At 71.9% G+C, this 25,673-nt stretch carries 21 protein-coding genes and 1 tRNA gene; 10 read left to right on the top strand and 12 right to left on the bottom strand.

The features are described from left to right. Window positions 1-43: 43 nt before the first annotated feature. Both AABM36_RS05035 and AABM36_RS05030 read right to left on the bottom strand, forming a co-directional pair. Window positions 44-376 (bottom strand): hypothetical protein, encoded by a 333-nt coding sequence (locus AABM36_RS05035; protein WP_019310250.1) that lies wholly within the window; start codon window positions 374-376, stop codon window positions 44-46. 143 nt (window positions 377-519) lie between these two features. Continuing rightward, window positions 520-744, bottom strand: coding sequence for a DUF3263 domain-containing protein (locus AABM36_RS05030; RefSeq protein WP_019310251.1), 225 nt, complete (start codon window positions 742-744; stop codon window positions 520-522). A gap of 62 nt (window positions 745-806) precedes the next feature. Between AABM36_RS05030 and AABM36_RS05025 the strand changes: the two genes are divergently transcribed. Then, window positions 807-1,490, top strand: coding sequence for a uracil-DNA glycosylase (locus AABM36_RS05025; protein ID WP_019310252.1), 684 nt, complete (start codon window positions 807-809; stop codon window positions 1,488-1,490). Window positions 1,491-1,509: 19 nt separating this feature from the next. Further along, complete coding sequence (locus tag AABM36_RS05020; RefSeq protein WP_019310253.1) at window positions 1,510-2,364, top strand: siderophore-interacting protein; 855 nt, start codon at window positions 1,510-1,512, stop codon at window positions 2,362-2,364. Window positions 2,365-2,379: 15 nt separating this feature from the next. Here the strand turns inward: AABM36_RS05020 and AABM36_RS05015 are convergent, their stop codons facing one another. The 8 genes from AABM36_RS05015 to AABM36_RS04980 form a co-directional block, all read right to left on the bottom strand. After that, the gene (locus AABM36_RS05015; protein ID WP_019310254.1) at window positions 2,380-4,491 is read right to left on the bottom strand and encodes a threonine/serine ThrE exporter family protein; all 2,112 of its coding nucleotides are present in this window, start codon (window positions 4,489-4,491) and stop codon (window positions 2,380-2,382) included. 121 nt (window positions 4,492-4,612) lie between these two features. Continuing rightward, on the bottom strand, window positions 4,613-5,695 hold the full coding sequence (locus AABM36_RS05010; protein WP_019310255.1) for a lipid II:glycine glycyltransferase FemX: 1,083 nt from the start codon (window positions 5,693-5,695) through the stop codon (window positions 4,613-4,615). 88 nt (window positions 5,696-5,783) lie between these two features. Beyond that, entirely contained in the window at window positions 5,784-7,688 is a 1,905-nt protein-coding gene (locus AABM36_RS05005) for an FMN-binding glutamate synthase family protein (protein ID WP_019310256.1), read from the bottom strand. Window positions 7,689-7,789: 101 nt separating this feature from the next. After that, entirely contained in the window at window positions 7,790-8,071 is a 282-nt protein-coding gene (locus tag AABM36_RS05000; RefSeq protein ID WP_019310257.1) for an HPr family phosphocarrier protein, read from the bottom strand. Between the two features lie 57 nt (window positions 8,072-8,128). Continuing rightward, window positions 8,129-9,874 carry a phosphoenolpyruvate--protein phosphotransferase gene (gene ptsP / locus AABM36_RS04995; protein WP_081477453.1) on the bottom strand — a complete coding sequence of 582 codons (1,746 nt, stop codon included), beginning with the start codon at window positions 9,872-9,874 and terminating at the stop codon, window positions 8,129-8,131. A 5-nt stretch (window positions 9,875-9,879) separates the two neighbouring features. Beyond that, entirely contained in the window at window positions 9,880-11,985 is a 2,106-nt protein-coding gene (locus tag AABM36_RS04990; protein ID WP_423447673.1) for a PTS fructose transporter subunit IIABC, read from the bottom strand. A gap of 46 nt (window positions 11,986-12,031) precedes the next feature. After that, a complete protein-coding gene (locus tag AABM36_RS04985) occupies window positions 12,032-13,216 on the bottom strand; it encodes a 1-phosphofructokinase family hexose kinase (RefSeq protein ID WP_019310260.1) in 1,185 nt (394 codons plus the stop codon). After that, window positions 13,213-14,004, bottom strand: a complete 792-nt coding sequence (locus tag AABM36_RS04980; protein ID WP_019310261.1) for a DeoR/GlpR family DNA-binding transcription regulator — start codon at window positions 14,002-14,004, stop codon at window positions 13,213-13,215. Before AABM36_RS04980 ends, AABM36_RS04985 begins: the two co-directional genes overlap by 4 nt. A gap of 189 nt (window positions 14,005-14,193) precedes the next feature. On the opposite strand from AABM36_RS04980, the gene AABM36_RS04975 reads away from it, so the two are divergent. The 4 genes from AABM36_RS04975 to AABM36_RS04960 all read left to right on the top strand — a co-directional run bounded on the left by AABM36_RS04975 (window position 14,194) and on the right by AABM36_RS04960 (window position 18,870). Then, on the top strand, window positions 14,194-15,939 hold the full coding sequence (locus AABM36_RS04975) for an ABC transporter ATP-binding protein (RefSeq protein WP_019310262.1): 1,746 nt from the start codon (window positions 14,194-14,196) through the stop codon (window positions 15,937-15,939). Continuing rightward, entirely contained in the window at window positions 15,936-17,873 is a 1,938-nt protein-coding gene (locus AABM36_RS04970) for an ABC transporter ATP-binding protein (RefSeq protein ID WP_019310263.1), read from the top strand. Before AABM36_RS04975 ends, AABM36_RS04970 begins: the two co-directional genes overlap by 4 nt. Window positions 17,874-18,060: 187 nt before the next feature. Then, window positions 18,061-18,663: a TIGR03085 family metal-binding protein gene (locus tag AABM36_RS04965; RefSeq protein ID WP_019310264.1), complete on the top strand. Its 603-nt coding sequence runs from the start codon at window positions 18,061-18,063 to the stop codon at window positions 18,661-18,663. 130 nt (window positions 18,664-18,793) lie between these two features. Next, window positions 18,794-18,870 (top strand) — tRNA-Thr (locus AABM36_RS04960). A 322-nt stretch (window positions 18,871-19,192) separates the two neighbouring features. Here the strand turns inward: AABM36_RS04960 and AABM36_RS04955 are convergent. Further along, entirely contained in the window at window positions 19,193-20,065 is an 873-nt protein-coding gene (locus AABM36_RS04955; RefSeq protein WP_019310265.1) for a thioredoxin domain-containing protein, read from the bottom strand. 189 nt (window positions 20,066-20,254) lie between these two features. On the opposite strand from AABM36_RS04955, the gene AABM36_RS04950 reads away from it, so the two are divergent. From AABM36_RS04950 to AABM36_RS04940, 3 genes are read left to right on the top strand one after another with little or no spacing between them, the layout of a single operon-like run. Continuing rightward, the gene (locus AABM36_RS04950; protein ID WP_423447669.1) at window positions 20,255-21,778 is read left to right on the top strand and encodes an alpha,alpha-trehalose-phosphate synthase (UDP-forming); all 1,524 of its coding nucleotides are present in this window, start codon (window positions 20,255-20,257) and stop codon (window positions 21,776-21,778) included. Then, on the top strand, window positions 21,771-22,568 hold the full coding sequence (gene otsB, locus AABM36_RS04945; protein ID WP_423447667.1) for a trehalose-phosphatase: 798 nt from the start codon (window positions 21,771-21,773) through the stop codon (window positions 22,566-22,568). The genes AABM36_RS04950 and otsB overlap by 8 nt, the downstream gene beginning before the upstream one ends. Window position 22,569: 1 nt before the next feature. Further along, window positions 22,570-23,844, top strand: a complete 1,275-nt coding sequence (locus AABM36_RS04940; RefSeq protein ID WP_423447665.1) for a DUF4032 domain-containing protein — start codon at window positions 22,570-22,572, stop codon at window positions 23,842-23,844. On the opposite strand, the gene AABM36_RS04935 is transcribed toward AABM36_RS04940, so the two are convergent. Next, entirely contained in the window at window positions 23,841-24,476 is a 636-nt protein-coding gene (locus AABM36_RS04935) for a TetR/AcrR family transcriptional regulator (protein WP_019310269.1), read from the bottom strand. The two genes, AABM36_RS04940 and AABM36_RS04935, sit on opposite strands and share 4 nt — an antisense overlap. A gap of 414 nt (window positions 24,477-24,890) precedes the next feature. Between AABM36_RS04935 and AABM36_RS04930 the strand changes: the two genes are divergently transcribed. Then, window positions 24,891-25,673: an SDR family NAD(P)-dependent oxidoreductase gene (locus tag AABM36_RS04930; RefSeq protein WP_019310270.1), complete on the top strand. Its 783-nt coding sequence runs from the start codon at window positions 24,891-24,893 to the stop codon at window positions 25,671-25,673.

The raw sequence follows: 25,673 nt of genomic DNA, 5'->3' as shown, positions 1-25,673 counted from the left end.
GTGCTGGGCTCAGGTTTCATTCCCGGCTGAACGCCGGTCGGTCTCACACCCGCTCGACGCCGCCCGGGGCCGCTGCGCGCTGGCCCGCCGCGGCGGCGTCGGCGAGCACGGGCGAGGCGGAGGTCACAGGCGAGGCGGTGGTCACGGCGACCGGGGACACCGCAACGCTCCCGAAGGACTGCGCCTCCTGGGCCGTGCGGGGCGCATTGACGAAGCACACGGCACCGAGCACGAGGGCGAGCACGCCCGAGACGAGGACCGTGCGGAACTGTCGCGTGGAGCCCTCACGGGCGCGGGGGTTGTGGCCGCGGTGCGCGCCCTGGCGGGCGCCGTCCTCGGGAACGTCGTCGAACTCGTCGCGGGGGTGTTCGCTCATGGTCTCGCTCTCCTGGGCCCGGCTCGCGCACCGCGCGGTGCTCCGGGCGCAACGCTGTCAGTGGCCACTATCGCACGGCCGGCCGGGTGCCCGCTCGGCAGTTGGCGCGCGTCCGAGGGGACGAGGCCGGTGTCCACGAGCGGTCAGCGCGAGCGCGCCCGGCGCAGCCTGGAGATCAGCATCGGCGCGTGGCGCGCGGCGGCCTCGGAGGAGATCAGGGCGTTCAGACGCTGGTAGTAGTTCACCGGGCTCAGTCCCAGCCGCGAGCGGATCGCGGACTCCTTGGCGCCGCGGTACTTCCAGTGCTCGGACTCGAGCTCCAGGACCGCCCGGTCCAGCTCGTCGAGCTCCTCCCCCGTGGTAGACATGGCGTCAACCCTAGCGCGCGGGGACTGCGCCGCGCGCGACGCACCGCACCAGGAGGCCACTCGTGAGCACCCCGCGCCCGCTGTCCGAGATCATGCACCCGGAGTGGGCCGCCGCACTCCAGCCCGTGGAGCCCCGGATCCGGGAGATGGGCGAGTTCCTGCGGGCCGAGCACGCCGCGGGGCGGCAGACCCTGCCTGCCGGGGAGAACATCTTCCGCGCGTTCCGGGAGCCGCTGTCCGCGGTGAAGGTGCTGATCGTGGGCCAGGACCCCTACCCCACGCCCGGCCACGCCATGGGGCTCTCGTTCTCGGTGGCGCCGGACGTCCGCCCGGTCCCCCGGTCCCTGCAGAACATCTACAAGGAGCTGCGGTCCGACCTGGGCATCGAGGCGCCCTCGCACGGGGACCTCTCCTCGTGGGCGGGTCAGGGAGTCATGCTGCTCAACAGGGTGCTCACGGTGCAGGCGGGCTCGGCGGCGTCGCACCGGGGCAAGGGCTGGGAGGCGGTCACGGAGTGCGCGGTCCGGGCACTCGGTGACCGCCAGCAGCCCCTCGTGGCCGTCCTGTGGGGCCGGGACGCCCGCACCACCAAGGACTGGCTGGGCGGGGCGCCCACGGTGGAGTCGGCGCACCCCTCACCGCTGTCCGCGTCCCGCGGGTTCTTCGGCTCCCGCCCCTTCTCGCGCGTCAACGACCTGCTGCGGGAGCAGGGGGCGGAGCCCGTCTCGTGGGAGCTGCCGGGTTAGGGTCCCCTACGCTGGGGCCATGCCACGGATTCCAGCGCCCGCGGACCGCAAGCCCCAGATCAACCTCAGCGTGCTCGAGCGCACCCGTCTCGCGCCCGCCATGGTGCGCGTGGTGTGCCGCATCGACAACCCCGAGGACTTCCGGGACGTCGCACCGCCCGAGAAGTACGTCAAGCTGCTCTTCTTCTCCCCGCAGACGCTCGCGGCCACCGCTCCCGGTGAGCTGCCGGACTACTGGGCGGTCCGGGAGAGCGCGCCACCCCACGAGCAGCCGGTGTCCCGCCACATGACCCTGCGCCGGGTGGACCTGTCCACGGCCACGCTGTGGATCGACGTGGCCCTGCACGGCAGCGAGGGCCACGCTGGCCCGTGGGCCGCGTCCGCCCAGCCCGGTGACCGGATCGTGGCCCTGGGCCCGGGCGGGAAGTGGGTTCCGGACCCCGCCGCCTCATGGAGCATCTTCGCGGGGGACGACGCCGCCGTTCCCGCCGTGCTCGCCAACCTCGAGGCCCTGCCGGGCACCGCGCGCGGTGAGGCGGTTCTGGAGGTCCAGGACGCCTCCCACGAGCTCGACCTCTCGGACACGGCCGTACCCGAGGGCGTGCGGGTGCGGTGGGTGCACCGGGCGGACGAGCGCCCGGGTGAGCGGGCGCTCGTCGTCGGCCTGTCGGAGGCCGCGTGGCCCGGGGACCTCACGGGCGTGCAGGCGTTCGTGCACGGCGAGCGCGAGGCCATGAAGGCCGCCCGTCGGGAGCTGTTCGACGTCCGGGGACTCGACCGCGCACAGGTGTCGCTGTCCGGCTACTGGGCGCGGGGGCGCACCGAGGACGTGTTCCAGGCGGAGAAGAAGCTGCCCGTGGGCAAGATCCTCTGAGGTCCGCGCGCGCCGTCAGCGGCGGCGGTTGCGCCGCTGCGAGAGGTGCTGCATCTGCTCGATGAACGGGCGCATGAGGTACTTGGCCAGCACCACGCCGGCGGCCAGCAGCACGATCGAGGCCATGGCGTTGACCAGCTCGTTGATGCCCTGGCCCGGGGCCTCGGTCTGCACCGTCATGGCGTACATCCCGCGGAACAGGGTGAGCCCCGGCAGCAGGAACGTCATGGCCGGGATCGCGAGCACGGCCTGGGGAATCTTGGAGCGGGCGGCCAGCAGGGCGGCCACGCACCCGCTGGCCACCGCCCCCACGCCCGTGGCGATCCGGCTGCCGGCGTCCACGAGTCCCACGCCGTGGTACAGCAGCAGCCCCGCGAGGGCCGCGGCCACGGCCGGGGGGATGTGCCGCGGTTTGACCTGCATGGACACCGCGATCAGGGCGGTGGAGACGAGCATGAACGCGATGTTCGTCAGCTTGCCCGTGGGGGTGAAGCTCGACTGGGAGATGTCGATGGGAGGCACCCCGAGCACGTTCACGGTCAGGGACACCCCCAGGGCAATGCCCGCGACGATGCCTAGGAATGCCATGGCCGTGGAGAGCAGCCGCCCCGCCGCGGTCACCGGGAAGCCGTTGATGGCGTCCTGCATGGTGGAGACCATGCGCGTGGTGGGCAGCAGCATGATCAGACCGCCCGCGATCACCGTGGGCGGCGACAGCGGCACACCGAGGGCGGAGACCACGATGGCCACGAGCGTGACCACGAAGGCGTTGGCGGCGAGTGTGAAGAACTCAGGGATCCGCCACGCGCTGAGCTTGGCGGTGACCATCTGCACCACGGCGGCCGAGGCCACGGCCACCGACGCCCCCACCCAGGACGCCCCGAGGGCCAGCGCCAGGGTTCCGGCCACGAGCACGGTCGCGGCCGTGACCATCCAGCGGGCGTAGGGCTTGGGGCGCGCATTGATCTCCGCGAGCTCCCGCTCCGCCCTGCGCAGCGGCATCTCGCCCTCGATGATGCGGATCACGAGCTGGTGGGTGTCCGCCAGGCCCGAGTAGTTGTCCGTCCACGAGCGCACCACGCGCATCACGGTGTGGCTGGAGGTCGCGGAGTCCCCCCAGGGGTCCTCCCCCGTACGGGTGGTCCCCGAGCCGCGGATCTCCCCGGTGGTGCCGGGGGTGCCCGCGAACGAGGATGCGTTCTCCCCGGCCTCCCTCTCGGCCACCGTGGTGGCCGGTGTGAGCCCCGCGGCCGCGAGCTGGCCCGTGGCGGTGGTCTCGGCCACGTAGTTGATGGTCACGGACTGGTTGGTGATGTCCACCTCGAGGTTCTCCACCCCGTAGGTGGCGCACACCGCGATGATGGCGTTCTCCACGTCCAGGGCGTCCGCCCCGTAGTGGAACATGGTCTCCGCGAGGCGCAGGGCGAAGTTCAGGGTCCGCCGGGCCTGCCGGTCGGAGCCGTCGCCGAACTTGCGCAGGTGACGGAACGGCGTGGAGGTGAGACGGTCCACCACGCGCATGGGAGCCGTGGGGGCGGCGTCGCCCTGAACGAGCGAGCGGAACAGGGACCGGGAGGCCTTCGGGGGGTCCACCCGGGCGGCCGGGTACACGGCCCGGGGGATCGCGGTGGTGGCCGGGGCGATCTCGTGCTCGACCGTCTCCGGGCGCTCCACGGGCGAGGCCGCCGGGGTGCTGCTGCGTCGGGACGTGGTGCCGATCGGCTCGGTGAGCGCGGCGGGGACCCCGCCGCGGTGTCCCTGCCCCGCGCGGTCCGCGGCGATCTGTCCGGGGGTGAGCACGGGCAGGGCGGAGACCCGGGTGGATCCGGCGGTGGCCGACTGACCCGTCCGCAGGGTTCGCGGCCCGGCGGTGCGGGGGGCCGCGGCGTGCGGGTCCGTGTGCGGGTGTGCGGCGGCGCGCGCACGGGCCTGGGCCGCCTGTTCCTCCGTGGGGCGCGGCATGGGATGCGCACGACGGCGCGGAGCGGTGGAACGCACGGCCTCCCGCAGCGCCGTGTCACCGCCCGGGCCGAAGGGCTGGTCGTCGGCCGAGGGGCGGGCCGTGGCCTCCCCCGAGGACGGGTACCCCTGGTGCGCCAGGTGCCTCAACTGCTCGTTCACGCTCACGTCGGATGACCCTTCCCTGCCGCCGCGGGCACTGCTCAGATCTGGTGTGGTGGCTGGTGCGGGCCTCGGCTCTCAGGCCGGGACGCGGTGGACCCGCCGGGTGTCGCAGCGGGGTGGACGGTCAGTAGAACGGCTGCCCCGTGCGGCGCACCCACAGCTGACGCTGGACCTTCTCCGCCACGTTGGTCCAGACAGCGTATTTCGCGCGGCTGAGCGGCTGGTCCCAGACGCCTGCGTAGTCCACGACAGTTTTCGTGAAGCTCGTCTTGAACAGACCCAGGCCGTAGTAGTGGTGCTCCTTGTTCTTGAGCTGGTCCGAGGGCGGTGTGCCGCAGAAGTCGTACTGCGTGATCCCGTGGTCCCGCTTCAGGTCCGTGATCGCGCTCCACTGCACCAGGTGGGAGTCCCCGTACTGCTTGCGGCGGGGCTTGGAGCCGCCGTCCTTGTACGTTCCCTTGGAGCCGTACGCGATCACGTAGGCACCCACGGAGGGCTTGCCGTCCTCGTAGGTGAAGTACAGGCGTCCCTGGCCGCGCTCGGCGAAGTTCGTCCAGAACACCCGGTAGTACTCGTAGGAGCGCAGGTTCACGTGCGCGTGACCCTGGCCCACGGAGTCCATGAGGGTGTACATGGCGCGCATGTTCTCCTCGGTGAGCGGAACCTGCGCCACCTCGCAGCCCTCGCGGGTGGCGCGGCGCACGGCGTTGCGGCCGCGGGAGTGCAGGGACTTCAGCAGGGCCTTCTCGTCCATGTCCGTGTCCAGCACCGCGGTGGAGTCGTTCGGCTGGATCTCGAAGGACTTCACCAGCCCGCAGCGCGCGAGCACCCCGGCGGCGTAGTCCGAGGCCACGATCTCGGGCTCGTACTTGATCGCGAACACGCCCTTGGCCGCGCCGGCCACGAAGCGCTCGTTGGCGGCCACGATGCCCGGCATGTCGTCCACGGACTCCACGTCCGGGCCCTTGATCATGTACCAGAGCCTGCCGAGAGCCGGGACCTTCTTCTCGAGCACCAGGTTGTAGCTCGCCCGCGAGCCGTCCGAGGGTTCGTAGACCACGTGCCGGGGCGTCCACCCGTGGTCCTTCTTGACCTCCGCGAAGGCCTCCGACTGCAGCAGGTTGCCGCCCGCCGGGTTGGCCGTCACGTGGGAGTCCCACTCGGCGATCTCCTGGGCGGTGGCAAATCGTGCCGTGAATTCTCGCAAGGCTCTCTCAATCCTTCGACCGCGGGTCGTGCTCGGACGGTGGGCGACGCCGCGCGGCGACGCCGTCCCACATGATATCCCTCCGCGCTCAGGCCATCCCGGGGTTGCGGCTGCGGGAGTCGTCACGCGGATCCACGTTGTCTGGCTCGGGAACCGGGTCCCGCGTGGTGTGCTGGGCGCCCGCCGTGGTCCCGGGCTCGCCCTCCGGGCGCTTGCCGGTCCCCGCCGGGGAGCCGTTCTCCCGGGAGCCCCCGGCAACGGGGGCTCCGGAGGGGGACGACGCCGCCGCGGGGCGCCCGTCCGGGAAGCGCACGCCGGCGGCGCCGCCCGCGTACCTGCGGTCCGCCTCGGGGATCACGCCGGCCGGGGTCAGCGGCCCGCGGTCGTGGAACACGTACTTGCCGGGGTGGCCCGCGGAGAAGCGGTCCGGGTCCGCGTAGTCCCAGTCCTCACCCCAGCCGCCCTCGACGCCCTCGAACAGCTCACCGGGGCGCAGCCACTGGTAGAGGGTCTCGTAGGACGTGGACTGGGTGGCCGTGACCTTGCGGCGCAGCATCTCCCGGGTGAGCTCCTCGGGGTGCTCGCAGCCCATGGTGGAGATCATCTGCCCCGCCTCCGCCACCGTCAGGCGGTGGTAGCGCTCCACGCGCTCGCCCTTGTCCGTCACGTCCAGGGCACGGTAGAGCCTGGGATCCTGGGTGGTGACCCCCACGGGGCACTTGTTGGTGTGGCAGGCCTGGGCCTGGATGCACCCGACCGCCATCATCATGGCACGGGCGCTCATGCAGAAGTCCGCGCCCTGGATGATGTGGCGCACGATGTCGTGGCCCGAGGTGATCTTCCCGGCGCACCCGAGCTTGATGCGCTCCCGCAGACCGGAGCCCACGAGCGCGTTGTGCATGAGGATCAGGCCCTCCACGAGCGGCGTGCCCACGTGGTCCTGGTACTCCAGCGGGGCGGCTCCGGTGCCGCCCTCACCGCCGTCCACGATGATGAAGTCCGGGCTCACCCCCTCCTCGATCATGGCCTTGCAGATGGCGAGGATCTCCACGCGCGAGCCCACGCACAGCTTGAACCCGATGGGCTTGCCGCCGGAGAGCTCCCGCAGCCGCGCCACGAACCGGATCAGCTCGCGCGGGGTGGTGAACGCCGAGTGGCTGGCCGGGGAGATGCAGGTCTGCCCCTCGGGCACGCCGCGGGCCGCCGCGATCTCCGCGGTGACCTTGGAGCCGGGGAGCACACCTCCCAGACCGGGCTTGGCGCCCTGGGAGAGCTTGATGTTGATGGCCTTGACCTGCGGCAGGCGGGACTTCTCCCGGAAGACCTCCGGGTCGAAGTTCCCGTGCTCGTCCCGGGTGCCGAAGTACCCGGAGCCGAACTCCCAGATGAGGTCGGCGCCGTGCGCCAGGTGGTACTCCGTGAGGCCGCCCTCACCGGTCTCCTGCGCGAACCCACCCAGGGCCGCACCCTTGTTCATGGCCAGCACGGCGTTCTTGGACAGGGAGCCGAAGCTCATGGCGGAGATGTTCAGCAGCGAGGCGTCGTAGGGCTGGAGGCAGTCCGGGCCGCCCAGCCGCACGCGGTGCTCGTCCTCGGGCGCGGGTTTGGGAGCCACCGACTGCACGAAGTACTCGTAGCCGGGCTCGTTGACGTTCAGCTCGGTGCCGAACGCCTTGTCCCCCTTGAAGCCCTTGGCCCGGGAGTACACGAGCGAGCGCTGGTCGCGGTCGAAGGGCTTGCCGTCGTAGTTGCGCTCGATGAAGTACTGCTGGATCTCCGGACGGATCTTCTCCAGGAAGAACCGCATGTGACCCAGCACGGGGAAGTTGCGCAGCACCGAGTGCTTGCGCTGCGTGGCGTCGCGCACGGCCACGAGCAGCAGGAGGAGGAAGGCGATGGCGGGGAACCACCATCCCCAGGGACCGAGAACTGCCGCGAGGACCGTGGCGAGGGTGGCCACGGCGAGGCCGGCGAGGATCAGATGACGCACCATGGGGACACCGTACCCCGCGCGTCCGGAGCCCGGCCCGAGGCGTGCGGGCATGACACCGGTGCACCGGATCCCCGAAAGGATCCGGTGCACCGCGGGGAGTGTCAGTCGGCGTCGAGGTCCGTCTCGATGATGCCCGCGAGGTGCTCGAGGGCCTCCTCGGCTCCCTCGCCCTCGGCGGCGAGGACCACGCGATCGCCGTGGGCGGCGCCCAGGGACATGAGGGACAGCACCGAGGAAGCGTCCATGCCCTCTTCGGCATCCTCGCCCTCGGCGCGGATGGTGATCTCCAGGTTCTCGTACTCCCCGGCCGCTTCCGCGAAGATCGCGGCGGGTCGGGCGTGCAGCCCCACGCGGGAGGCCACGGTGGCAGTGCGTTCTGACATGTCAGCTCCTAGTCGTTGTCTTGCGGATGGTTTCGTTCCGGGCAGCCCCGGGTGCCGTCACAGACCCAGCTCGGCCAGCACGGGCAGCTCCGCCCGCACGGTGTCCCGCGCCTCCTGCGGACTCGTGGCCCGCAGTGCGAGACGCGCGATCCTCCGGGCCTGCTCCGTGTCCACGGTCCTCAGCACCGCGGCCACCGCGGCGAGTGAACGAGCGCTCATGGACAGCGAGTCCACGCCCAGGCCCACCAGCACGACCGCGAGCGCGGGATCCGCGGCGGCTTCTCCGCACACTCCCACGTTCTTGGGGGTGGCGTGCGACTGCGAGGCCGACGCCGCCCCGCGCGTCACGCACTCGACCATGCGCAGCACGGCGGGCTGCCACGGGGAGTTCAGCTCGGCCAGCGAGCCGAGCATCCGGTCCGCGGCCATCGTGTACTGGGTGAGGTCGTTGGTGCCCAGGGACACGAAATCCACGCGGTCCAGGATCTGCTCGGCGGTCATGGCGGCGGCGGGCGTCTCGACCATCACGCCGCTCACGGGCAGCCCCGCCGCGTGGACGAGCTCACGGAAGTGGGCGGCCTCGGCCACCGTGGCAATCATGGGGGCCATGACCCACACGTCCGCGGAGCTCTCGGCGGCGGCCGCGGCAATGGCCTCCAGCTGCCGGGCGAGAACACCCGGTGTGCTCCAGTCGGTGCGGTAGCCGCGCACCCCCAGCGCCGGGTTGGGCTCCTGCGCGTCGGTGAGGAACGGCAGCGGCTTGTCCGCGCCGGCGTCGAGCGTGCGCACCACGACCTTGCGCCCCGGGAACGCGGCGAAGACCTCGGCATAGGCCTCGGCCTGCTCGGCCACGGTGGGCTCGGTGTCCCGCCCGAGGAAGCAGAACTCGGTGCGCAGCAGCCCCACACCCTGGGCGCCGGCCTCGGCGGCCGCGCGGGCGTCGTCGCCCGTTCCCACGTTGGCCAGCAGCGGGACCGCCGTGCCGTCCGCGAGCTCGCCGTGCCCGTCGAAGGACGCCAGCTGCTCGCTCGCGCGCCGCCACGCGGCCACGGCCTGCTCCTCGGTCACGCCCGGTTCGGTCACGACCGCCCCGGCCGCGCCGTCCACGTACACGCGCGTGCCGCCGGGCAGCTCCAGCACGCCGGCCACGGCGACCACCGCGGGCAGACCGAGGTTGCGGGCGAGGATCGCGGTGTGGGACTGCGGACCGCCGGACTCGGTCACCAGGGCCAGCACCACATCGGGGTCGAGCACCGCCGTGTCCGCGGGCGCGAGGTCCTCGGCGGCGAGCACGAACGGCTCACGGCGCTGGGGCACGCCGGGGGCGTCCTCCCCGCGCAACTGCGCGACGATCCGTGCACGCACGTCCTCGATGTCCGCGGCACGCTCCGCCATGTAGCCGCCCATGGCACGCATCTGGTCCGCGTAGGCGGTGGCGGCCTGCCACAGTGCCCGCTCGGGGCTCAGCCCCTGCGACACCACGAGCTTGCCGGCGTTCTTGGTCAGGGCCCGGTCCCCCGCCATCAGCGCGGTGGCCTTGAGCACCTCGGCCGCGGATTCGGACCGGGCGCGGGCCGCCCGCTCCGTGAGCTCGGCCTTGACCGCGAGCGCGGCGGCCCTGAGCCGGTCGACCGCCGCCTCGGGGTCGCCCGTGAGCGGATCCCCCTCGGGCGGCTCCGTGACGGCCGGTGCCATGTGCACCAGGGGGGCGATGACCCGCCCCGGGCTCACGCCCACGCCGTGCAGGCTCTGCTGCTCGGGCTGCTTCTCGGGGCTCTGCTGCCCCGTCCGGTTCTCGTCCATGCTGCTCACGCTTCCACGGTCTGCGGGGTGGCGGGAACCCCGGGGGTCTCGGCGGCCCGCTTCTCGACCCCGCCCACGCGCTTGAGGAGCGTCACCAGGACAGCGGTGATCACGGTTCCCACCAGGATGGAGCCCACGAAAGCTCCGAGGCCGCCGATGACGGGCCAGATCCAGATGCCGCCGTGCGGAGCGGCGGAGGTGACACCGAAGGCCATGGTCATGGCCCCGGTCACCACCCCTCCGGCCATGCACGCCGGGATCACGCGCAGGGGGTCCGCCGCCGCGAACGGGATGGCACCCTCGGAGATGAAGGACGCTCCGAGCAGCCACGACGTCTTGCCGTTCTCCCGCTCCGCCGGGGTGAAGTACTTCCGGCCCAGCACGGTGGAGGCCAGGGCCAGCCCCAGCGGGGGCACCATGCCCGCCGCGATCACGGTGGCCATGATCTCCTGGGGCGCGGTGTTGGTCGCGGTGGCGGTGCCCAGCCCGGCCACGGCGAACGAGTAGGCCACCTTGTTGATGGGGCCGCCCAGGTCGGAGCACATCATGAGGCCCAGCACCGCCCCGAGCGCCACGGCGGACGCCCCGCTCATCCCGGCGAGCAGGCCGGTCAGCCACGTCATGAACGCCGCGATGGGCCCGCCGATAGCCAGGAACAGCAGCCCGCCCGCGAAGAGCGAGGCCAGCAGCGGGACGATCACCACGGGCATGAGCGAGCCCAGCCAGCGGGGCAGCCGCGGCAGGCTCAGCCAGTACGCGCACAGCCCCGCGAGCAGACCGCCCACGATGCCGCCGATGAAGCCCGCTCCCATGAAGTTGGCCACAAGACCCGCGGTGAAGCCCGGGGCGATGCCCGGCCGGTCCGCGAGCCCGTAGGCGATGTAGCCCGCGAGCGCCGGGACCAGCAGGCTCATGGAGAGGTTGCCGATCGTGAACAGCACCGCGCCCAGGTACATGGACAGGGACACGTCCCCCAGGTTGCCCAGGGTGGCGGTGCCCAGGATGTCCTCCGCCTGCTGCGCGACGGCCACCGGGTCCGCGATCATGAACGCGATGGCCATGAGCAGACCGCCCGCGGCCACGAACGGGATCATGTAGCTCACGCCCGTCATCACGGCCTTGCGGATGCGCGTGCCCCAGCCCTCGCCCGCGGTCAGGGCATCGGCCGTGGCCGTGCCGTCACCCGTGACGCGCGGTGCGCGGGGGTCGTCCGCGGCGGCGAGCGCCTCCTCGACCATCTCGCGGGGCTCGTCGATCCCCCGCTTCACGGCCGAGGCGATGTACGGCAGGCCCGCGAAGCGGTTGCGCTCGCGGACATCCACGTCGGTCGCGAAGATCACGGCCTCGGCGCGCGCGATCACCTGCGGATCCAGGCGGGTGGCGCCCGAGGAGCCCTGCGTCTCGACCTGCAGGTCCACCCCCATCTCCTGCGCGGTGTTGGTCAACGCGTCCGCGGCCATGTAGGTGTGCGCGATCCCGGTGGGGCACGCGGTCACGGCCACGAGCCGACGCGGGCCACGGGCCTCCCGCGCACCGTCCTCACCGTGGGACGACGACGCCGCGGCGCCCGCTCCCCCGGTCGCCGCACCGGCCGCGGGTGAGCCCGCCGACGAGGTGCCGTCCCCCGCGGGGCGTGCGGCGGCGTCGTCGTCGGCCGGAGCGAGACCCAGGGCCCCGTCCACGACGGCCACGACCTCCTCCGCGGAGGCGGCCTCGCGCAGGGAGGCCACGAACGGCTTCTTCATGAGGGAGCGCGCGAGCTTGGAGAGCAGCTTGAGGTGCTCCTGGTCCGCGCCCGCTGGAGCCGCGATGAAGAACACGATGTCCGCCGGGCCGTCCTTGGCACCGAAGTCCACGGCCGGGGCCAGGCGCGCCATCACGAGGGTGGCCCGGGTGACGGCCTCGGAACGGCAGTGCGGGATGCCGATGCCGCCGGGGATCCCGGTAGCGTTCTTGGCCTCGCGGGCGAGCGCGTCCGCCGCGAGCGACTCGGCGTCCCGCGCGCGGCCGTCGCGGTGGACGGTGGCCGCCAGGGCGCGGATCACGCTGTCGGTGTCCCCGCCCAGATCCCGGTCCAGCAGGACCAGGTCGGGGGTGATGAGTTCTGACATCTCGGTGCTCCTCGGGTACGGGCCGGTGCGGCGCGCAGTGGGTGGATCAGGGACGACGACCCGCGGGCCCGCGCTGGGAACCGGGGGCGACCGGGGTGCCGTCTGCGGGGTCGGGCGCTGACGCCGTCCCCGCGGGGTCGGCGGGCCGGGTTACAGCGGGTGGGGTCACAGCGGGTGGTGTCACGGCGGGTTGCGTCACGGCGGGCCGGGGCCGCGCGGCGTCGTCGGCCGTCTCCTGCGCGGCGCGGGGGGCCTGCGCAGAGGCCGGAAACGGGCCGAGCTCCGTCACGCGCACGGCGTCGGGGGTCGTCTGGGCGGCGCTCGGCATCTGGGTGCCCGGCAGCGCGGCGGCCGCGGACCCGTGGGCGACCGCGTGGCGCAGGCACTCGCTCGGGGGGTCTCCCCGCTCGGAGGCCACGAGGTACCCGGTCAGCGCGCTGTCCCCGGCCCCCACCGTGGAGCGGACGGTGACCGGTTCGTGCACCGCGTGCCACGCGCCGTCGGCCGTGACGAGCACTGCGCCGTGGCCGCCCAGCGTGCACAGCACCGCGCCCACGCCGCGCTCCACGAGGATGCGCGCGGCATCGGCCGTGGCCCGGGGATCGGCCTCGAGCGCGTCGCCGTCCTCCCGGCCGAGCAGCTGGGCGAGCTCGTGCCCGTTGGGCTTGATGACATCCGGCAGCACGGTCGCTCCCGGGGCCAGCGCCTCGGTCAGCGGGGCCCCGGAGGTGTCCAGGGCGTACGACGGCGCCGCGGCCCCGAGTGCCCCGCGCACCCGTGCCGCGATGACCGCGTACACGTCTTGGGCGGGCCCCGGGGGCACGGAACCGGCGAACACGAGCCACGAGGCACCGGCGGCGCGGCTCACGATGCGCTCCACGATGCGCTCCACGGTGCCCTCGTCCAGCGCGGGGCCGGGCTCGTTGATCTTGGTGGTGGTGCCGTCCGGCTCGGTCACGGTGATGTTCGTGCGGATGGCGGCACCGGTGGACACGTTGTCGTAGCGGACCCCGGCGGCGTCGAGCCCCGCGAACAGGGGGTCGGTGTCGTCTCCGGGGGCGATGGCCACCGTGGCCGCTCCCCCGGCGGCGAGCGCCCGCGAGATGTTGATGCCCTTGCCGCCCGGGTCCTGGCGGGTGGCGTGCGCACGCTGCACGCGCCCTCGGGCCAGCGGGGCGGAGAGGTCCACCGTGCGGTCCACGGAGGGGTTGAGGGTCACGGTGATGATCATGCGACGACCACTTCCACGTCTGCGTCTTCGAGGGCCTGCGCGAGGTCCCCCACGGGTGCCCGGTCGGTGATGAAGGTGTCGATCTGCTCCAGCGAGCAGAATCGTGTGAGGGTCTCCTGGTCCTGCTTGCTGGCATCGCACAGCACCACCACGCGGCGCGCGGCCGTCACGATCGCGGACTTCACCACCGCCTCGATGGGGTCCGGGGTGGAGAGCCCGAAGCGGGCGTGGGCGCCGTTGCAGCCCACGAACGCGAGGTCCGGTCGCAGCTGGTCGTAGTGCTGGGCCGCACGGGAACCGGTGGCCGCCCACGTGAGCTTGCGGATCCGTCCGCCCACGAGTTCGAGCCCCACGCCCTCGGCGTCCGCGAGCTTGGCCGCGATGTGCAGCGCGTGGGTGATCACCAGCTGCTCCTGGCCGCCCTCCAGGTGGTTGTCGCGGGACAGCATCAGCTCCGCGAGCGCCTCCACCGTGGTTCCGGCGTCGAGCACCACCGCCCCGGCTCCGGCGCCCTCCAGGAGTTCGAGGGCCTTGACGGCGATGCTGCGCTTCTGGGCGGTGGCCAGACGGTGGCGGGAGTCCATGCCCTGCTCCCCGCTCGTGGACTGGTCCACGGACACGGCTCCACCGTGGACGCGCCGCAGCCTTCCCTGTGTCTCGAGGACCGCGAGGTCCCGTCGGATGGTCTCCATGGTCACCTCGAACCGGCGGGCCAGTTCCGCGCCGTTGACCCGGCGCTCGCGGGTCACGGTGCGGGCGATCTCCTCGTGGCGTTCTGCAGCGAACATGCTCACCTCACGGACGGGGGCTGCGGGTCTCACGCGTGTTGGATGTGAGCTTATGTCTGTTTATGTGGTTTTACCACCCTTTTTCCCACATTTCTCCGGTCGTCCCCGGCGCAACCGTGTCCGTGCCAACGCGTATATTGGGCCCGTCATCGGCTCCGGCCGCGCTGCTCTGCGTCAGGATCGACCCTCATGCTGCTGCGTCTTCTGCGCATCCACGCCCGCCCCTACCGTCCCTGGGTGGTGGGCGTCCTGGTCTTCCAGCTGATCTCCACGATCGCCACCCTCTCCCTGCCCAGCCTCAATGCCAGGATCATCGACAACGGCGTGACCAAGGGGGACACCGACTACATCTGGAGCACGGGCGCCGTGATGCTGGCGGTCGCCCTGGTGCAGGTGGTCTCGGCCGTGGTCGCCGTGTGGTGCGGCGCCCGCACCGCGATCGGCGTGGGTCGCGACCTGCGCCGCAGCGTGTTCCTGCGGGTCGGCTCGTTCAGCGCGCGCGAGGTCGGGAGCTTTGGCGCGCCCTCGCTGATCACCCGCAACACCAACGACGTGCAGCAGATCCAGATGCTCACGCTCATGGCCCTGAACTTCATGGTCATGGCACCCATCATGTGCGTGGGCGGGATCATCATGGCCCTGCGGGAGGACCCCGGGCTGTCGTGGCTCGTGTGGGTCTCCATCCCCGTGATGGGCGTGCTGCTGGGGCTCGTGGTCTCCCGGCTCATGCCGTGGTTCCGCACCATGCAGGAGCGCATCGACGGCATCAACGGGGTGCTGCGCGAGCAGATCACCGGCATCCGCGTGATCCGCGCGTTCGTGAAGGAACCCTTCGAGACGCGGCGCTTCGCCCGTGCCAACCAGGACATCACGGACATCTCCCTCAAGATCGGCGCACTGTTCGTGCTGATGTTCCCCGTGATCAACATGGTCATGCACCTGGCCACCGCGGCCGTGCTGTGGTTCGGCGGCCAGCGCGTGGACCAGGGGCAGATCGAGGTGGGCGCCCTCACGGCGTTCCTGCAGTACATGCTCCAGATCCTGATGGCCGTCATGATGGCCACGTTCATGTTCATGATGGTCCCGCGCGCGGTGGTCAGCGCCGAGCGCATCACCGAGGTGCTGGACACCCACCCGGCCATGCACCCCCCGCAGCGGCCGGCCGCGGCCCCGCGCGCTCGCGGCAGGCTCGAGTTCCGGGACGTCACCTTCCAGTACCCCGGGGCCGAGGCACCCGTGCTGGACGACATCTGCTTCACCGCGGAGCCCGGGCGGACCGTGGCGATCGTGGGGGCCACCGGATCCGGGAAGAGCACCCTCATCAACCTGATCCCCCGCCTCATCGACCCCGTGGGTGGCGAGGTGCTGCTGGACGGGCTGGCGCTGCCGGACTACGCCCCCGAGGACCTGGCCGGGCGGGTGGGCCTGGTGCCCCAGCGTCCCTTCCTGTTCTCGGGCACCGTGGCGAGCAACCTGCGCTTCGGGCGTGAGGACGCCACGGACGAGGAGCTGTGGGAGGCCCTGCGCGTGGCGCAGGCGGAGGACTTCGTGCGGGCCATGCCCCAGGGTCTCGACGCCCCCGTGTCCCAGGGCGGAACCAACGTCTCGGGCGGTCAGCGCCAGCGGCTCAGCATTGCCCGTGCCCTCGTGGCGCGCCCGAGCGTCTACGTCTTCGACGACTCCTTCTCCGCACTGGACGTGGCCACCGACGCCCGGCTGCGCGCGGCGCTGCGCCCGGTCACCCGGGACGCCACCGTGGTCACCGTGGCCCAGCGCGTCTCCACCATCACGGGCGCGGACGAGATCCTGGTCCTCGAACGGGGCCGCATCACCGCCCGGGGCACCCACGAGGAGCTCGTGGCGAGTAGCACCACGTACCGGGAGATCGTCACCTCCCAGCTGTCGGCAGACCAGAGCACCGGAGGCGCGCTGTGAGCGAGACCCAGGAACCCGCCCGCAAGCCGCAGCAGTTCTGGCCCTCGGCCGCGCGGCTCATGAAGCTGCTCACGCCGCACAAGGCGGCCCTCACCGTGGTGATCCTGGCCGTGGTGATCTCGGTGGTGCTGGGCGTGTGGGCGCCGCGCGTGCTGGGACGTGCGATGGACGTGATCTTCGCCGGCGTCGTCGGCCGCTCCCTGCCCGCCGGGGCGGACCAGGAGCAGGTGGAGGCCGGGCTGCGCGCGCAGGGCCAGGACTCCACCGCGGACATGATCTCCGCCATGACCCTGGTCCCCGGCCAGGGCGTGGACTTCACCAGGCTGGGCACCCTCATCCTCACCGTGCTCGCCATGTACACCGTGGCCTCCGTGCTGATGTGGCTGCAGGGCTACGTGCTCAACCGCGTGGTGATGCGGGTGGTGTACGACCTGCGCGCCGAGGTGGAGCGCAAGATCAACGCCCTGCCGCTGAGCTACTTCGACACCCGCCAGCGCGGGGACGTGATGTCGCGGGTGACCAACGACGTGGACAACATCCAGACCGCGCTGCAGCAGACCTTCGCGCAGCTGGTCCAGGACGTCCTGACCGTGCTGGGCATCGTGGTCATGATGTTCGTGGTCTCGTGGCAGCTCGCGCTGGTGGCGCTGCTCGCGCTGCCGCTGTCCGCGGTGGCCGCAGGCGTGATCGGCACCCGCTCCCAGCGCATGTTCAAGGAGCAGTGGAAGGCCACGGGCCAGCTCAACGGGCACATCGAGGAGTCCTTCTCGGGCCACGAGCTCGTCCACGCCTACGGGCGCCAGCGTGAGATGCAGGCGCAGTTCGACGAGCGCAACGAGGAGCTCTACCGCGCCGCCTTCGGCGCCCAGTTCCTGTCCGGGACGATCATGCCCGTCATGCAGTTCATCTCCTACCTCTCCTACGTGGGCATCGCGGTGCTCGGCGGACTGCGCGTGGCCACCGGGCAGCTGACCCTGGGGGACGCCACCGCGTTCATCCAGTACTCGCGCGAGTTCACCCAGCCGCTGTCGCAGGTGGCGGGCATGGCCACCCAGCTGCAGTCCGGCATCGCGTCCGCCGAGCGCACCTTCGAGCTGCTGGACGCCCCCGAGCAGGAGCCCGAGACCCCCACCGCCCAGCTGCCCGCACGGCTGCGTGGCGAGGTGCGCTTCGAGCACGTGGACTTCTCCTACGACAAAGCCGCCCTCGCCGAGGGCGCCAAGCCCATGATCGAGGACCTCTCCCTGCACGTGGAGCCCGGACGGACCGTCGCGATCGTCGGCCCCACAGGTGCCGGGAAGACCACGCTGGTGAACCTGGTCCTGCGCTTCTACGAGATCGACGGCGGGCGGATCACCCTGGACGGAATCGACATCCGGGACCTGGCCCGCCACGACCTGCGCTCCCAGGTGGGCATGGTGCTGCAGGACGCGTGGCTGTTCAGCGGCACGATCATGGAGAACATCCGCTTCGGCCGCCAGGACGCCACGGACGAGGAGGTGGTCGCGGCGGCGCAGGCCACGTACGTGGACCGCTTCGTGCGGGCCCTGCCGGACGGCTACGACACCGTGATCAGCGAGGAGGGGTCTTCGGTCTCCGCCGGGGAGAAGCAGCTGATCACGATTGCGCGGGCCTTCCTGTCCCAGCCGTCCCTGCTGATCCTGGACGAGGCGACGTCTGCTGTGGACACCCGCACGGAGCTGCTCGTGCAGAAGGCCATGGCGGCCCTGCGGGCGCAGCGCACGTCCTTCGTGATCGCCCACAGGCTGTCCACCATCCGGGACGCGGACACGATCATCGTGATGCGTTCCGGGCGGATCGTGGAGCAGGGCTCCCACGCGGAGCTCATCGATGCCCGGGGCGCGTACGCGGAGCTGTACGAGGCCCAGTTCAACGAACCCGAACCCGGCGTGGGCGCCGACGCGGACGCCTGATCTCCGGACGGGGCATCGCGCCCCTCCACACGCACTCGTGGCGGCTTCCCGGTGGCTCCGTCGTGCCGGTGCCGCCGGTGTGCGCGGACCCCCGATCTCGGCGCCAGGGTGCCCCGGCGCGGTGGCGCACCCGGCCGAGCGCGTCTACCGTGGTCGTGATGGTCCACCCCACAGAACGGATGTCCCCGTGACAAACTTCGCCAATGTCGAACGCCGCCACCTCGCCGCCCTGCTGCGCCGGGTCGGCCCTGATGCCCCCACGCTGTGCGAGGGGTGGGACACCCGCGACCTCGCCGTGCACCTCGCCATCCGCGATGCGCGCCCGGATGCGGTGCCCGGGATGTTCGCGCCCAAGCTCCCGCTGCTGGGCTCGCACACCAAGTCCGTGGACGGGGACTACCGCGCCATGCCGTGGGAGTCCCTCGTGGACCTCGTGGAGCGTCCCCCGCTGCACTCCCCCGGTCGCTGGTCCCCGGTGGACAAGCGTATGAACACGGGCGAGTTCTTCGTGCACCACGAGGACGTCCGCCGCGCGCAGCCGCAGTGGCACCCGCGTCAGCTGCTCCACGACGAGCAGAAGGCCCTGTGGGCCATGCTCAAGCTGGGCGGTCCGGCCATGCTCCGCAAGGAGTCCGAGTCCGTGGTGCTCCTCGCCGCGGGCTTCGGCGCCGTGCGCGGCGGCAAGAAGTCCGCCCGCCGCGTGAAGATCGTGCGCGGCGAGCCCTCGGAGCTGCTGCTGTGGGCCTTCGGACGCCGGGAGCAGGCCGCGGTGGAGATCTCCGAGGAATGACCCCCGCGCCTCGCTGACAGTCGGCCACGCTCCCCGGGGAGCGTGGCCGACGTCGTCTGCGCGGGCCGCCCGGCGCGGTCCAGTATCATGGAGCGGTCCCGTTCTCGCGGCAGCGAACCGGGGCCGCAGCGCCTCCTTAGCTCAGATGGCCAGAGCATCTGTCTTGTAAACAGAGGGTCGCCGGTTCGAATCCGGCAGGGGGCTCCACAGCGCCTGGCGCACACGAGGGGCACACGGAACACACCGTGTGCCCCTTCGCCGTTCCCCCCTGGTGCGCGCCGGGTGGTTGCCGCGCGCACGACGCCGCCGCACTCGGCAACCGGGCGACGTCCCGATCGCCAGCACCTCCTGCGGGCGCGCGGTCACCGTTCAGGGCCCCGGCCGCACCCACGACGCCGCCCCGCCCTGCCCTGCCCTGCCCCGGCACGGTTCCGACGGGGCGCAGCCCGCGCCCGATGATTCCCGGGAGCACGGGAACGGGCCCCGTTCCTGGAGGAAAAGGGCCCGTTCGGCACGGAAGCTGCGGCGCCTACTTCTTGGCGTCGACGGCCTTCTTGAGCATGTCCTCGAAAGCCCCCTCCTCGTAGCGCTTGCCGTCCACGAACATGGTGGGGGTCCCGGCCACGCCGTTGGTCACGGACTCGCGGGTGGCCACGTCCACCATGGGGCGGTAGGTGTTCTCGTCGATGTCCTCGGCGGTCACGGAGGCCCCGTGCTTCCCGGCGATCTCCGCGAGCTCCTGGTTGCTCAGACCACCGGTTCCCTGGTGGGTGAACACCTCCTGGGAGTACTCCAGGAACTGGTCCGCACTGACCTGCTCGGCCACCAGGTAGGCCGCGTTGGCGGCGCGCGAGGAGTACTGGTCGGGAGTGGCCTTGTCCAGGAAGTTGAGGTTGCGGTACTCCACGTCCAGCTTCCCCGCGTCCACGTACTTCTTGAGGAGCTCCGCGTTCTCCTTCTCGAAGTCCGCGCAGTGCACGCACTCGTAGTCCTGGAACACCACGAGCTGCACGGGCTCCCCGTTGGTGGCCGCCTTGTCCGCGTCCACGATGCCCGGGGGCGTCTTGGTGGTGTCCGGCTCCTCGGGGGCGGGCGGGAGGCTGGAGAGGTCCCGCTCCTCGACGTCCGAGGTGTTCTGCGGGATGCCGTCCTTGGTGACCGTGATGCCGCCGTACTGGTTGGCGCTCGCGGGCACGGGGCCGGCCTCGGGGATCTTGGACTTGCTGTTCTGCCACATCACCAGCCCGATGATCAGCACGATGGCCAGCACCAGGGCCACGATGCCCAGGATCAGACCGAGGGGTCGACCGCTGTGGCGGCGCGCCTGGCGGTCGGCGATCTGCCGGGCCCGCTCTCGGGCGTCCGCCGGTGAGGAACCGGCATTGTTGTTCTTGGAAACCATGGGGGCCAGGTGTCCTTCCGTGGGGCGTGGCGGGGTGTCGACAACTCGTCCTCAGGGTACCCGGCCCGGGGGTCGCCCACGACTCAGCGGGCACCCAGGGGCCTCCCCGGAACGCGCCGCCCCTGCCCGGCGGTGGTACGCCCACTTAGGATGGAGGGAAACCAGCCGGTACGCGGGAAGGGAACCAGCATGAGTGCAGAACAGTCCATGGAAGAGGTGGCCGTCCCCCGGGACGGCTACGACTTCGTCGTGGTCTCCAACCGGCTCCCCGTGGACCGGGACGTGGCCGAGGACGGCAGCAGCACCTGGCGGCGCTCCCCCGGCGGCCTGGTGAGCGCGCTCGCCCCGGTCATGGCGCAGCGCGACGGCGCGTGGATCGGCTGGCACGGCGCCTCCGACGAAACCCTGGAGCCGTTCGACCACGACGTGTTCCACCTGGTCCCGGTGACGCTCAGCGAGCTGGAGGTCACCCGCTACTACGAAGGCTTCTCCAACGCCACGCTGTGGCCGCTGTACCACGACGTGATCGCGTCCCCGGAGTTCCACCGCACCTGGTGGTACGCCTACCGGCGCGTCAACGAGCGCTTCGCGCGCACGGCCGCGGAGACGGCCGCGCAGGGTGCCACCGTGTGGGTGCAGGACTACCAGCTCCAGCTCGTGCCGCGCATGCTGCGCCGGCTGCGCCCGGACGTGACCATCGGGTTCTTCAACCACATCCCGTTCCCTCCCACCGAGATCTTCTCCCAGCTGCCGTGGCGCCGGGCCGTGCTGGACGGGCTCACGGGCGCGGACCTCATCGGCTTCCAGCGCCCCGGGGACGCCCAGAACTTCCAGCGCTGCGCCCGCAAGTACCTGGGCGCGCAGTTCACCAAGGGCACCGCGGTGATGTCGGAGAGCACGGCGGACGGCCAGGAGACCACGTGGACCGTGCACGCCGAGTCCTACCCCATCTCGATCGACGTGGACTCCATCCAGAAGCTCGCGGACGATCCATCGGTCCAGGCGCGGGCGCGGGAGATCCGCGAGGAGCTCGGCAACCCCGAGACCATCTTCCTGGGCGTGGACCGGCTGGACTACACCAAGGGGATCCGGCACCGCATCAAGGCCTACGGGGAGCTGCTGCACGACGGCGAGATCTCAGTGGAGGACTCCGTGCTGATCCAGGTGGCCAGTCCGTCCCGCGAGCGAGTGAACTCCTACCGCCAGCTGCGCGAGCTCGTGGAGGGCATGGTGGGCCGGATCAACGGCCAGCACGACACCATCTCCCACACCGCCATCCGCTACCTGCACCACGGGTACCCGTTCGAGGAGATGGTGGCGCTGTACCTCGCGGCGGACGTCATGCTCGTGACCGCGCTGCGGGACGGGATGAACCTCGTGGCCAAGGAGTACGTGGCCGCCCGTCGGGACCGTTCCGGGGCACTCGTGCTGTCCGAGTTCACGGGTGCGGCCGAGCAGCTGAAGCAGGCCATCCTGGTCAACCCGCACGACATCGACGGTCTCAAGGAGGCCATCCTGCACGCGCGGGACATGCCCGCGACCGAGGCCCGCAAGCGGATGTCGTCCATGCGCCGCCAGGTCCTCACGCACGACGTCGTGGACTGGTCCCAGCGCTTCCTCGACGACCTCGCGGCCCACGCCGGCGGCGCGGGCGGACCGGACCACGACGCCGCACGGCCGGGTGACGCGGCAAGCGGAGCCGACCGTGGGTGACGGGGTCGAGGCCGCGCTCGACGCCGCGGCGGAGGCCGAGAACCTGCTCGTGGCGCTGGACTTCGACGGCACCCTGGCGCCGTTCACGGAACGCCCCGAGGACTCCCGACCCCTGCCCGCCGCCAGGGACGCCCTGGATGCCCTGGCACGGCTGCCCCGCACCACGGTGGCCGTGATCTCGGGGCGTCCGCTCGACTTCCTGCGCACCGTGGTGGATCCCGACCGCGCCATGGTGCTCTCGGGATCGCACGGTGCCGAGGTGGATCTCGGGGCGGCCCCCGGCACGGACGGCGGCACCGAGATCGCCCTGGACCCGCAGCAGCGGGAGCTCCTGGGGCGTGCCGTGGCGGCCACCGAGGCGCTCGTGGCGCGCTACCCGGGCTCGCGGGCGGAGCACAAGCCCGCGGGCGTCGCGTTCCACACCCGCCCCATCACCGATCCGGAGGTGGCGCAGCGCGCCCTGGCCGAGATGAAGAACGCCTATGCCGCGGTGCCGGGTCTGCGCGTGACCCCGGGGCAGCAGGTGGTCGAGTGCTCGGTGCTCAGCGCCACCAAGGGCGACGGCCTCGACACCATCCGCGCCGCGGTGCGCCCGGACGTCACGGTCTTCGCCGGGGACGACGACACGGACGAGGACGCCCTGGCCGTCCTGGGCCCTCGCGACGTGGGCATCAAGGTGGGCGCCAAGGACTCCGTGGCCCCGTGGCGCGTGGCGGATCCCGCAACCCTCGCCGAGGCACTCGCGGACCTCGTGCGGCGTCGTGCCCGGGCCCTGGGCCACGCCGGCTGACATGGCCGACACCCAGCAGCCGGGAACTTCGGCCCCCGCGAACCCGCCGCGCGGCGTGTCCATCAGCACGGCCTTTCCCGATCCCGGGCTGCTCGAGCTGCCGTGGGACGTGCCGCTCGAGAAATGGCCGCCCGAGGTGCTCGCCGCGTACCCGCGCGGGCTGTCCCGTCACGTAGTGCGCTTCGCCCGCGTGGGTGAGCGCGTGGTGGCAGTGAAGGAGACCACCGCGCACTACGCCCGGCGGGAGTACGGACTGCTGCGGAGGCTGCAGCGCATGGGAACCCCCTCGGTGGTCCCGGACTCGGTCGTCACGGACCGGTGCGCGCCGGACGGCGAGCCGCTGCCGGCGGCCCTCGTGACCGACCACCTGAGCTTCTCGCTGCCCTACCGCGCGATCTTCGAGCAGGTTCCCTCCCCCGGGACCATCGAGCGTCTCGTGGACGCGCTGGCCCTGCTGATCGTGCAGCTGCACCTGTCCGGCTTCTACTGGGGGGACGTCTCGCTGTCCAACACGCTGTTCCGCCGGGACGCCGGGGAGTTCGCCGCCTACCTCGTGGACGCGGAGACCGGTGAGCTGCATCCCCGGCTCACGCGCGGGCAGCGGGAGTACGACATCGACCTCGCCCGTACCAACGTGGCCGGGGAGATCATGGACCTGCTGGCCGGTGAGCACATGCAGCAGCGGCTCTCGGAGGAGGGGGTGGACCCCGGGTCGGTGGACCCGTTCGTCGTCTCGGACCGGCTCGTGGAGACCTACAACGGGCTGTGGGAGGAGCTGACTGCCACCGAGGTGTTCTCCGTGGCGGAGCGCTGGCGCGTCCAGGCCAGGGTGGAGCGGCTCAACGACCTCGGATTCGACGTGGAGGAGGCCTCCCTGGACTCCGACGAGGCCGGCCGCGTGCACCTGCGTCCGAGGGTGGTGGAGCCCGGGCACCACAGCCGCAGACTCCTGCACCTCACGGGGCTGAACACCCAGGAGAACCAGGCCCGGCGGATCCTCACGGACATCGACCAGTTCGGTCACGCCCTGTACCCGGGTCTTCCCGAGGACCTCACGGCGCAGCTGTGGATGCGGGAGATCTTCGCGCCCATCATGTCCGCTGTCCCCGCCGAGCTGCACCGCAAGCGCGAACCTGCGCAGATCGTCCACGAGGTCCTGGAGCACCGCTGGTTCATGTCGGAGAAGGCGGGCGAGAACGTGGCCACCGCGGCCGCGGCGCAGGACTACGTGAAGTCCTACCTGGCGCAGCGCCCGGACGAACGGGACGTCTTCTAGTCCGTCTCCGGGGGCACGCAGATCAGGTCGGTCACGGCCCGGTGCACGCGCTCTGTCCACTGCTCGTCCAGTGATCCGTACCGCGCCACGTGGGCGTACGCGGCTCCCAGGATGAAGTCCACCACCATGTCCAGGTCCACGGAGGCCCGGATCAGCCCGCGGTCCCGGTCCCGCTGCAGCAGGGAACGCAGCGCATCCATCCGAGGGCGGACCACCGAGGAGCGCAGCACCTGGGCCGTCGCTGACCCCGGCTCCTGCAGCAGCGTGATCGCCACCCCCAGGCCCATGTCCCGCAGCAGCAGCTCCACGGCCTCCGTGAGCGCCTGCTCCCACGTGGCGTCCTCCGGCAGGGAGCCCGCCGCCGCGGCCGTGTGCTTCAGTGCCGCCTCGAGCAGCTGAGGACTGTTGTCGTAGCGCCGGTAGATCGAGGTCTTGGCCACGCCCGTGAGGGCCGAGACCGCCTCGATCGTCACCCGCTGCGGACCACCCTCCCGGAGCAGGCGCAGTGCCCCGGCCACGATCCTGCGGTCGGTCCGGGCCGTACGGGGGTCCACGGACTCACTCGCGACGGCCTGCGGGTCCGGCTCGGGGGGCCGCGGGCGCGCTGCTGGAGCACTGGTGCTGTCGGTCACAGGGCTCCTCCGGGTGTCGGTGCGGTTGGTTCACGGGCAGTGGACGGGTGGTTCACAAGCGGTGGGCGGACCGCCCTCGGTCCGTGGGCGGGACGCGGTGCAGGCTCGGGGAGCGCCCGCTCCGCCGCAGACGGGAGCGGGCGGCGTCGTCCGCCACGGCAGGCCACCAGGACCACCGCACCCCACCCGCGCGGCGGGCACCGGCCCACCGCGCACGCTGCCGCACCACGTGGCCGACCACGCACCCCCGCCGGAGGCGACGCCTCCACCTCGTGGGCATCCGTGGCCCGCCCGGTCCAGGGCGTGGCCCGCCCGGCCCGGGGCGGCAGACTGCGGACCCCGTCCGCGCGGCTCCCCGCAGGTCAGCCCGCAGGTCCACTCAACGCTACGCCTACCGTAGTGTATCTTGGGGGCATGCTTACCGCTCTCGTGACCGGTGGGACGTCAGGCATCGGTGCCGCGTTCGCACGCTCCCTCGCCCGCAGGGGCTTCAACCTGATCCTGGTCGCACGGGACGAGGACCGCCTCGCCCGCACGGCGAACGACCTCACTGACGAGCACGGCATCCACGTCGAGACCGTGGGGGCCGATCTGGCCGTCGCGGAGGATCTCGCCAGGGTCGCGCGGCGCATCGAGGACCCCGACCGCCCGGTCGACATGGTGGTCAACAATGCGGGCTTCTCCGTCAAGACTCCCTACGCGGACAAGGACTTCGCCCGGCACGAGATGGGGTTCGACGTCATGTGCGCCGCAGTGGCGCGCCTCTCCGGCGCGGCGGCCCGCGCGATGACCGCCCGTGGAACGGGGTGGATCGTCAACGTGTCGAGCGTCTCCGGATACGTCACTATGGGCGAGTACTCCGCCATCAAGGCCTACGCCACGAGCATGACCGAGTCCCTGGCCGTGGAGCTGCACGGCACGGGAGTCCAGGTCACTGCCCTGCTGCCGGGATGGGTCCGCACCGAGTTCCACAGCCGCGCGGGCATCGCCGGCTCCTCGATCCCCGACTTCATGTGGCTGGACGCGGATCGCCTGGCCGAGGAGGCCCTCGCGGACATCGCGCGGGGCAAGGTCATCTCCATCCCCACGCTGCGCTACAAGGTCATGGCCACCACCATGCGCCACCTTCCCCGTCCCGCAGTCCGCTGGGTCTCCCGTCAGATCTCGGGAATCCGACGCCGCGAGATCCAGGCCTGA

Origin of the sequence: Kocuria sp. KSNUG, from assembly GCF_049532735.1 — a bacterium.
Taxonomy (GTDB): Bacteria; Actinomycetota; Actinomycetes; order Actinomycetales; family Micrococcaceae; genus Kocuria; species Kocuria rhizophila.
The sequence above is the reverse complement of the archived record's forward strand: the minus strand, read 5'-3'. Positions and strand labels throughout refer to the sequence as shown.